General features: G+C 68.3%; 8 protein-coding genes. All 8 read right to left on the minus strand.

Features of this window, described 5'->3' with window-relative positions:
• Nucleotides 1-1,457 (minus strand): polyribonucleotide nucleotidyltransferase (gene pnp, locus Q0581_RS06855; protein WP_298698852.1); only part of this gene is annotated, 1,457 nt, incomplete at its 3' end.
• Between the two features lie 247 nt (nucleotides 1,458-1,704).
• Nucleotides 1,705-1,974, minus strand: coding sequence for a 30S ribosomal protein S15 (gene rpsO, locus Q0581_RS06860; RefSeq protein ID WP_298698854.1), 270 nt, complete (start codon nucleotides 1,972-1,974; stop codon nucleotides 1,705-1,707).
• Between the two features lie 23 nt (nucleotides 1,975-1,997).
• Nucleotides 1,998-2,963, minus strand: coding sequence for a tRNA pseudouridine(55) synthase TruB (gene truB, locus Q0581_RS06865; protein ID WP_298698855.1), 966 nt, complete (start codon nucleotides 2,961-2,963; stop codon nucleotides 1,998-2,000).
• Between the two features lie 43 nt (nucleotides 2,964-3,006).
• The gene (gene rbfA, locus Q0581_RS06870) at nucleotides 3,007-3,456 is read right to left on the minus strand and encodes a 30S ribosome-binding factor RbfA (protein ID WP_298698857.1); all 450 of its coding nucleotides are present in this window, start codon (nucleotides 3,454-3,456) and stop codon (nucleotides 3,007-3,009) included.
• Nucleotides 3,457-3,520: 64 nt separating this feature from the next.
• Nucleotides 3,521-4,222: a DUF2459 domain-containing protein gene (locus tag Q0581_RS06875; protein WP_298698859.1), complete on the minus strand. Its 702-nt coding sequence runs from the start codon at nucleotides 4,220-4,222 to the stop codon at nucleotides 3,521-3,523.
• The gene (locus tag Q0581_RS06880; protein ID WP_298698860.1) at nucleotides 4,192-4,809 is read right to left on the minus strand and encodes a hypothetical protein; all 618 of its coding nucleotides are present in this window, start codon (nucleotides 4,807-4,809) and stop codon (nucleotides 4,192-4,194) included. Before Q0581_RS06880 ends, Q0581_RS06875 begins: the two co-directional genes overlap by 31 nt.
• Before the next feature lie 39 nt (nucleotides 4,810-4,848).
• Entirely contained in the window at nucleotides 4,849-5,358 is a 510-nt protein-coding gene (locus Q0581_RS06885; RefSeq protein ID WP_298698861.1) for a hypothetical protein, read from the minus strand.
• A gap of 107 nt (nucleotides 5,359-5,465) precedes the next feature.
• On the minus strand, nucleotides 5,466-7,158 hold a 1,693-nt coding region (infB, locus tag Q0581_RS06890), incomplete at its 5' end, for a translation initiation factor IF-2 (protein WP_298698862.1).

Raw genomic sequence — 7,158 nt, forward strand, 5'->3', positions numbered from 1 at the left:
CCCAGGATGTCCGACAGGATGGCGAACTCGCCCGACGGCTCCAGGATCAGGCCCATGGCGATGCCCGACACCGGGCGCACCAGCGGCACGCCCGCATCCATCAGCGCCAGCGACGAGCCGCAGACCGTGGCCATCGAGGACGAGCCGTTGGACTCGGTGATCTCGCTGACCAGGCGGATGGTGTAGGGGAAGTCTTCGGTCGTCGGCAGCATCGGACGGATGGCGCGCCAGGCCAGCTTGCCGTGGCCGATTTCGCGGCGGCCCGGCGAACCCATGCGGCCCGCTTCACCCACCGAATAGGGGGGGAAGTTGTAGTGCAGCAGGAATTTCTCTTTGTAGGTGCCGGTCAGGCTGTCGATGTACTGCTCGTCCTCGCCGGTGCCCAGGGTGGCGACGACCAGGGCCTGGGTCTCGCCACGGGTGAACAGGGCCGAACCGTGGGTGCGCGGCAGGACGCCGACTTCCGAGACGATGGCGCGGACCTTGTCCAGGGCGCGGCCGTCGACGCGGTGGCTGTTCTCGATGATGTCGCGACGCAGGACCTCGGCTTCGCACTCCTTGAAGGCGGCCGAGAACTTCGAACCGTCGACGCCGTCGGGGTTCTCGTCGGTCTTCACCAGGGCGGCGGCGGCGGTCTTCTTGGCCGCATCGACGCCCGAACGGCGCTCGTATTTGCCGGCGTGGGTGTAGGCGGTCTTGATGTCTTCGCCGACCAGCTTCTTGATCGAGGCGACGACGTCCGAGTGATCCTCGGCGGCGAAGTCGAACGGCTCCTTGGCGGCGTGTTCGGCCAGTTCGATGATGGCGTCGATCACCGGCTGCATGCCCGAGTGCGCGAACATCAGCGCCTTCAGCATGGTTTCTTCCGACAGCTCCTTGGCCTCGGATTCGACCATCATCAGGGCGTCGGCGGTGCCGGCCACGACCAGGTCCAGCTGGCTTTCGCCCATCTGGTCCACGGCCGGGTTCAGAACCATTTCACCGTCGATGACGCCCACGCGCGCGGCGCCGATCGGGCCCATGAAGGGCACGCCCGAGATGGTCAGGGCGGCCGAGGCGGCGACCATGCCGACGATGTCGGGGTCGTTCTCCATGTCGTGCTGCAGCACGGTGACGACGACCTGGGTCTCGTTCTTGAAGCCCTTGACGAACAGCGGGCGGATCGGACGGTCGATCAGGCGGCTGACCAGGGTTTCCTTCTCGGTCGGACGGCCTTCACGCTTGAAATAGCCGCCGGGGATGCGGCCCGCGGCGAAGGTCTTTTCCTGATAGTTGACGGTCAGGGGGAAGAAATCCAGGCCCGGCTTGGGCGCGCGGCCATAGACGACGGTGGCCAGAACCACAGTCTCGCCATAGGTGGCCAGAACGGCCCCGTCGGCCTGGCGGGCGATGCGGCCCGTTTCCAGCGTCAGCGGGCGACCGGCCCATTCGATCGTCTTGCGTTTGATGTCGAACATGTCTCGTCTTTCGTAGTCCGGGCGGCGTATTCCGGCCGGAATCCCATCAGCGGGAGCGGAGCGTCGGGCGTTCAGTCCTTCGGTCCAAGGGCGGCCGCGCCATCGCGGCGAACCCGGGAAGTTGAGGACCGGCTTGGCCCTCGCGCAGTCTCGTGCGCCGATACAAATCACCGCGGCGCGCGGCGGTCGTTAGATACGGAAAGAGGCGCGGACATGGCCCGCGCCTCGAATCTCGTTGTTTCCGCGCTTAGCGGCGCAGGCCCAGCTTGGTGATCAGGGCGGTGTAACGCTCCTTATCGACCTTCACCAGGTGGTCCAGAAGGCGACGACGCTGCGAGACCATCTTGAGCAGGCCGCGGCGCGAGTGGTTGTCCTTCTTGTGGGTCTTGAAATGCTCGGTCAGGTTGGCGATGCGTTCCGACAGGATCGCGACCTGAACCTCGGCCGAGCCGGTGTCGCCCGCGCTGCGGGCGTTGTCGTTGATGACTTCCTGCTTGCGTTCAGCAGTGATCGACATCGTGGTTCTCCATCTTTGAAGCCCTAGCGCTCGACCCGCGGGGTCTCGCTGCTTGAGGGCTGGAGGTTAAAAACGCGGTCGGGTTCTAGCCGGCCGGCCCGCAACGAACCGAGAGCGACGAGCGTCTGGCCCTGAAAGGCGGAAACGGTGCGCGAGCCGTCCCGAAGGCGGCTCTTCAACGTCTCGACCTGTCGGGGGAGCAGTACGATCGGCCGTCCCTGCCGAAGCGCGAAGGCGTCCTGGTCCGTCACGGCCAGCTCCGGGATGTCGTCCAGGGCGGTCGAAACGGGCAGTAGACCCTCTAAGGCGGCGTCCCTATGCACCAGATCGGTCAGGAAATCCAGCGTCACCGCGTTTTGCGTGCTGAACGGCCCCACCTGCTCGCGACGCAGGGCGCTGACATGGCCCTCGGCGCCCAGCGCGGCCGCCAGATCGCGGGCCAGGGACCGGACATAGACGCCCTTGCCCGTCTCGATGCGGATTTCGACGTGATCAGCGTCGGGCGCCGCCGTCACCTCGGCCGAGTGAATGGTCACGGCGCGGGCCGACAGCTCCACCGCCGCCCCCTCGCGCGCCAGGTCATAGGCGCGCTGGCCGTCCACCTTGATGGCGGAAAAGGCGGGCGGAACCTGCTGAATCTCGCCGACGAAGGCCGGCAGGGCCGCACGCACGGCCTCCGGCGTCGGCCGCACGTCCGAACGGGCGATCTCGCGCCCCTCCCGATCCACGCTGTCGGTCGAGACGCCCCAGTTGAGGGTGAAGCGATAGGCCTTCCGCGCCTCCATCATGAAGGGCACCGTCTTGGTCGCCTCGCCCAGGGCGATGGGCAATATGCCGTCGGCCAGAGGGTCCAGCGTCCCGGCGTGGCCGGCCTTGTTGGCGTCGAACAGGCGCCGCACGCGGGTGACCGCCTCGGTCGATCCCATGCCGACGGGCTTGTCCAGGCAGACCCAGCCGTGGATGGCCTGACCCGACTTGCGCCGGCCCATTAGGCTTGGCCTATCGCGCTGAGCGCTACTTGAGGCCGGCCCACTATTCGTCCTCGTCGTCGTGAGCGTCCAGGTCGGCGCGCACGCGCGGGTCGTTGAACAGCCGGTCGATGTGGCTGGCGTTGTCGAAGCTCTCGTCGTGGCGGAATTTCAGGTCCGGCGTGAATTTCATGTCCAGCTTGGGCCCCAGCCGGCCGCGTAGGAACCGGGCATGTTCGTTCAGCGCCTTGATGATCTCGCTCTCGTGGCCGGTGGTCGCGGCCGCCTCGACGCCGGCGCCCAGCGGCTCGACGAAACAGGTGGCGTGGCGCAGGTCCGGGCTCATCCGCACCTCGGTGACGGTGATCGAGACGCCGTCCAGGGCCGCGTCGTGGATCTCCTCCTCGCGCAGCACATCGACCAGGGCATGACGGATCAGCTCGCCGGCGCGCAGCTGGCGCTGGGACGGGCCTTGCGGCCCCGATGCGTTGCGGGTGTGCTGTTTGCGGCCCATGGGGAGGCTCCTTGTCCTTCGCCGCCGGGGATCGGACCCGGCTCATGAAACGAAGCCGCGCGGTCTAGTCCTCCTGCGCCGCCCTGTCCATCGCTCTGTCCACCGCCGCGCGCAGTTCGGCCGAGGCGATCGACCGGAACGGCTTCACCGTCAGGCCGCCCGCGTTCAACAGTTGCGCCGTCCAGTGGTTGCACAGATGGCCGACCCAGAAGGTCTCGGTCGAGGCGAAGAAGCGGGCGTCGTCGCCGGGCCGTTCGGCCGCCAGGATGGGCGCCCCGTCGCGCTCGGCCAGCGACGCTTCCAGCCGCGCGCGAAGAGCCGCGAAGCCTTCGGCCGACAGGGTCAGGGTGCGGCGCTTCTCGTCCGGCCCCAGGCGCGCGGGGTCGCCCTGATAGGGGTCCAGCATCACCACCGACGGATTGCCGGACGCGAAAAAGGCCCGCGCCCCATCCGGCAGTCGGTGATGGATCGGGCTTTGGTCCACATAGAAGCGCGCGTCGCCCCAGCCGACCAGGACCCAGTCCCCCGGCCCCGTCCGGTCCAGCGCCGCCTTCAGCCGCCCGCCGCCGCGCGCCAGGTCGCGCCGGGATATGGCCAGGTCACTGTGAAAGCCATTGTCCAGCAGATGGATCGTCACCCCGTCGTCACCCGGCGCGGCCGGATAGGGGGCCTGGCCCTCGCGGGTCCAGCTCATCAGGGCGACGAACAGGCCCAGCAGGGCCGCCGCGATCAGGCCTAGGGTCGGACGTAGTTCAGAACGGCGCACGGAGCCTCGGGCGATGCGGTGGGGCCGGGCGCGGGGCCGGCGCGGAAGGCCATCAGGGTGACGCCCCGATCCGTCTGCCGCAAGCCGATCCAGCCGGGCGCCGCATCGCCGCACAGGCGCGCCGATGATCCGGCCAGAACCTGGCGCAACTCGATCTGGTCTTCGGCGCCGGCGGCGAAACGGTCGGCGAAGGTCGCGCCATCGCGGTCGGCCGCCTGACGCCCGAAGGCGATGCGATGCGGCCGGGTCTTCAGAACCCCGACCTGGGCGAACCGCAGTTCGGCGCGGACGAAGTCCACATCGCCGGTCAGGTTTCGCGTCCGGTCGTCAGCAGCCGAAAAGCCGCCCTGCAAGACGGCGTCGCCCGACACGCTTGCCGGCGCCGAAGGTGAAACCGAGCGTGTCCACTGGCCCCGGGCGGCGGTCCAGGCGCCGGTCGCCGCCGTCTGGATCGCCTGGCTGGCCCGCGTCCAGGCCGACACGGCCGCAGGCTCGTCCAGCGCCAGCAGGGCCAGGATCAGCGCCAGCGGAAACAGCACGGCGGCCAGCAGTTTCAGGCCATGGCGAGGGCGGGCGGAGGCGGTCATCGTCCAGACCCTAACGCCTGAACGCGACGATCGTCACACCTATCGCGTCTCAGGCGCGCTGTTCAGCATGTTGGCGGGCGGCAGGGCCCATTCGCCGCGATAGCTGTATTCCAGCTGGACACAATGGCGATAGGCGCCGTCCGGCCACCGTCCGACCGCATGCACCGTCAGCGGCCGCCCCGCCCGCACCCGGCCCAGCACCAGAAAGGCCTGGTCCGATCCGGGGCACAGGGCGCGTGACAGACCGCGCCCATCCCCCTCGGCCGGTATGGTGTAGATGCTGGCCTCGCTGGACCCTTCGGGCAGGGCGCGGCGCACCGCGTCCGGGCCGCCATAGTCGATACGGGCCGAGCCGCGCGCGCTGGTCGAGATGATGCGCCGCACCGACACCCCGCCCAGAAGCCCGCGCCGGACCTCCAGCGTCACGCCGCGCGTCAGGGCCTGGGTCACCCGGTCGGCCGCGTCAAAGGCCAGAAACCGCGTGTCCGCCTGGGCCGGAGCGGCGGCGAACACGGTCACGACGGCGAGGGCGGCGGCTGCGGTCTTCATGCGCACGACCATAGCGCGGTTTGCGGCGAAAACACGAAGCCCCCATAGACGAAGACCCCGGCGTCGCCGCCGGGGTCTTGCCGTGTCGCTGACGGTCGCGCCCGGCCCTAGTCCAGGGTGCGCTTGATCTCTTCGACCGTGAAGCACTCGATGTAGTCGCCTTCCTTGATGTCTTGGAAGCCTTGGAACTGCATGCCGCATTCCTGGCCCGAGGGCACTTCGTTGACCTCGTCCTTGAAGCGTTTGAGCGTGTTGAGAACGCCCAGCTCCAGAACCACAATGTCGTCGCGGATGATGCGGACGCGGGCGCCCTTGCGCACCACGCCTTCGGTGACGCGGCAGCCGGCGATCTTGCCGATCTTGGAGATGTCGAACACCTGCAGCACCTGGGCGTTGCCCAGGAAGGTTTCGCGCTGCAGCGGCGCCAGCATGCCGGACAGCACGCCCTTCATGTCGTCCAACAGGTCGTAGATGATCGAATAGTAGCGGATCTCCACACCCTCGCGGTCGGCCAGGTCGCGCGCCTGTTTCGACGCCCGGACGTTGAAGCCCAGGATCGGCGCCCCGGCCGACTTGGCCAGGTTGACGTCGCTTTCGGTGATGCCGCCGGCGCCGGAATAGACCACGCGGGCGCGCACTTCGTCGTTGCCCATCTTCTCCAGCGAGCCCTGGATGGCCTCGCCCGAGCCCTGGACGTCCGACTTGATGACGACCGGCATCTCCGAGATCTTCTTGGAGCCCAGCTTGGCCATCATGTCGGCCAGAGACACCTGGTTGATGCCGCCGGTCGCCTTCTCGCGCTTCTGACGGGCGCGGAATTCGGTCAGCTCGCGGGCGCGGGCCTCGTTCTCGACGGTGGCGAAGACGTCGCCGGGCGACGGCGCCTCGTCCAGACCCAGGATCTCGACCGGGGTCGAGGGGCCGGCTTCGGTCAGTTGCTCGTTGCGCTCGTTCAGCAGGGCGCGAACCTTGCCCCACGACGAACCGGCCACGACGATGTCGCCGCGGTTCAGCGTGCCGCGCTTGACCAGCACGGTGGCGACAGGGCCGCGGCCCTTGTCCAGCTTGGCCTCGATGACCACGCCTTCGGCCGAGCGATCAGGATCGGCCCGCAGGTCCATGACCTCGGCCTGCAGCAGGATGGCGTCGGTCAGGCCGTCCAGATTGGTGCGGTTCTTGGCCGAGACCTCGATGATCTGGACGTCGCCGCCCAGGGATTCCGAGATGACCTCGTACTGCAGCAGTTCGTTGACGACCTTCTGCGGATTGGCGTCCGGCTTGTCGACCTTGTTGACGGCCACGATGATCGGCGATCCGGCAGCCTTGGCGTGCTGGATGGCCTCGACCGTCTGGGGCATGACGCCGTCGTCGGCGGCCACCACCAGCACCACGATGTCGGTGACATTGGCGCCGCGCGCGCGCATGGCGCTGAAGGCCGCGTGGCCCGGCGTGTCCAGGAAGGTGATGCGCTGGCCGTCCTTCAGGCGAACCTGATAGGCGCCGATGTGCTGGGTGATGCCGCCGGCCTCGCCCGCCGCCACATCGGTGGTGCGCAGGGCGTCCAGCAGCGAGGTCTTGCCGTGGTCGACGTGGCCCATGATGGCCACGACCGGCGCGCGCAGCTCGGTGGCCTCGGCGTCGTCGGCCTCGGACAGGAAGCCTTCCTCGACGTCGGATTCCGACACGCGCTTGACGCTCATGCCGTATTCCTCGGCCACCAGTTCGGCGGTGTCGGAATCGATGATGTCGTTGATCTTCATCATCAGGCCCTGACGCATCAGGAATTTGATGATGTCGACG

The sequence above is a fragment of the uncultured Brevundimonas sp. genome (genome assembly GCF_937863155.1).
Taxonomy (GTDB): Bacteria; Pseudomonadota; Alphaproteobacteria; order Caulobacterales; family Caulobacteraceae; genus Brevundimonas.